At 64.9% G+C, this 2,345-nt stretch carries 2 protein-coding genes; both read left to right on the top strand.

Annotated features, from left to right (window positions below):
- The coding region (locus VFW84_RS15065) for an ABC transporter substrate-binding protein (protein ID WP_329681282.1) at nt 1-1,534 on the top strand (1,534 nt) is incomplete at its 5' end.
- Nucleotides 1,534-2,345, top strand: an 812-nt coding sequence (locus VFW84_RS15070; protein WP_329681283.1) for an ABC transporter permease, incomplete at its 3' end; no start/stop codon positions are given. The genes VFW84_RS15065 and VFW84_RS15070, both read left to right, overlap by 1 nt.

Here is a 2,345-nt window from a genome sequence, read left to right on the forward strand (position 1 = left end):
CCGCCGCTGGCCGCTGGCGGGCGCCCAGGCGCTGGACAAGCACACCCTGCGCATCCGCATCAAAGGCAAGTACCCGCAGTGGAAGTACTGGCTGTCCATGACCTTCACCGCCCCCATCCCCTGGGAGGCCGATGCCTTTTACGCGCAGCCGGGCATGGCCGGCAATGGGCTGTCGCTCAACACCTGGCCCGTGGGCACAGGCCCCTACATGATGGCCGAGGTGGTGCAGGACCGCCGCCATGTGCTCAAGCGCAACCCCAACTACCGTGGCGAGCCCTATCCCTGCGAGGGCATGCCCCAGGATCAGGCCGAAGGGCGCCTCAAGGACTGCGGCCAGAAGATGCCCTTCGTGGACACCATTGTCTTCAGCATGGAAAAAGAAGCCGTGCCGCAGGACGCCAAGTTCCGCCAGGGTTTCCTGGATGTGCCCGAGTTCGATCAGATGAGCTATGGCAACGCCTACCGCATCCAGATGGAAGACTCGGACAAGGTGAACAAGGAGTTCACCGACAAGGGCATCCGGCTGCCGCGCACGGTCGATCTGTCGAGCAGCTACATGGGCTTCAACTGGCTGGATCCTGTCATCGGCCAGGGCAATACGCCCGAGCAGCGCATCAAGAACCGCAAGCTGCGCCAGGCCCTGTCGATTGCCATCGACTGGGATGAGTTCAACCGCATCTTCCCCAAGGCCGCCGGTGAGGTCGCCCAGGGGCCCTTGCCCGGGGGGGTGTTCGGCTCGCGTCATGGCACGCGCGAGGGCATGAACCCCGTCACCCACCGCTGGGTCGATGGCCAGGCGGTGCGTCGCCCCATCGCGGATGCGCGCCGGCTGCTGGCCGAGGCTGGTTACCCCGACGGGCGCGATGCCCGCAGTGGCAAGCCCCTGGTGCTGTACTACGACTACGGCCGCCCGGCCACCCCCGAGGCCAAGGCCACGCTGGACTGGATGAGCAAGCAGTTCGCCAAGCTGGGCATCCAGCTGGAGGTGCGCGCCACCGACTACAACCAGTTCCAGGACAAGATCCGCCGGGGCAAGCATCAGATCTTCAGTTGGGGCTGGCTGGCCGACTACCCTGATGCCGAGAACTTCCTCTTCCTGCTTTACGGCCCGGGGGCCAAATCGGTCCACGACGGCGAGAACGCCGCCAACTACCAGAACCCCGAGTACGACAAGCTCTACAGCCAGTTGCGCTTCATGGACGACGGCCCGGCCAAACAGGCCGTGATCGACCAGATGGTGCGCATCCTGCAGGAGGATGCGCCCTGGTCCTGGGGCTACTTCCCCTATGCCTCCGGGGCGTACCACCGCTGGGTGCTCAACGGCAAGCCCAGCATCATGGTGCGTGACCAGGCGCAGTACTACCGGCTGGACACGGCCGACCGCAGCCGCAGTCTGCGCGAGTGGAACCGCCCCGTCTACTGGCCCATCGCCTTGCTGGTGCTGACGGTGGCGGGCATGGCCTGGTGGGCCGTGCGTGTGTTCAGAGCCCGTGAGCGGCAGACCGCCCTGGCGGCGTTCCGGGGAGAAGCCTGATGCTCCACTACATCCTGAGGCGCCTGGGCTATGGCGTGCTGATCCTGATCGGGGTGAACCTGATCACCTTCGTGCTGTTCTTCACTGTCAACACGACGGACGACATGGCGCGCATGAACATCGGCGGCAAGCGTGTCACCCCCGATCAGATTGAAAAGTGGAAGGCCGAGCGCGGCTACAACAAGCCCATGCTCTACAACGAGCAGGCCCAGGGTACGGACAAGGTCACCGACACGGTCTTCTGGGACCGCTCGGTGTCCCTGTTCGTGTTCGACTTCGGGCGGGCCGACAACGACAGCGCGGGCGACATCGGCTACCAGATCAAGAAGCGCATGGCCGTCAGCCTGCAGTTGACTGTGCCCCTGTTCGTGCTGGGCCTGCTGGCCAGCGTGACCTTTGCGCTGTGGCTGGTCATGTTCCGGGGCACACGCATCGACTTCTGGGGCGTGGTGCTGTGCGTGTTCATGATGTCGATCTCCAGCCTGTTCTACATCATCGTGGGGCAGTACCTGTTCTCGCGCATGGCCCGTCTGGCCCCCATCTCGGGCTATGCCCATGGGCTTGATGCCATCCGTTTCCTGGTGCTGCCCATCGGGCTGATGCTGCTGGCCAGCCTGGCCGGGCAGGCGCGCTTTTATCGCACCCTCTTCCTGGAAGAGGCGGGCAAGGACTATGTGCGCACCGCGCGTGCCAAGGGCTTGAGGGAAAGCATCGTGCTGGGCCGCCACGTGCTGCGTAACGCCTTGCTGCCGATCCTGACCAGCGCCGGCGGCACCTTGCCCTATCTCTTCATGGGCGGCCTGATCACCGA

This window comes from Aquabacterium sp. (genome assembly GCF_036279655.1).
GTDB lineage: Bacteria > Pseudomonadota > Gammaproteobacteria > Burkholderiales > Burkholderiaceae_C > Aquabacterium.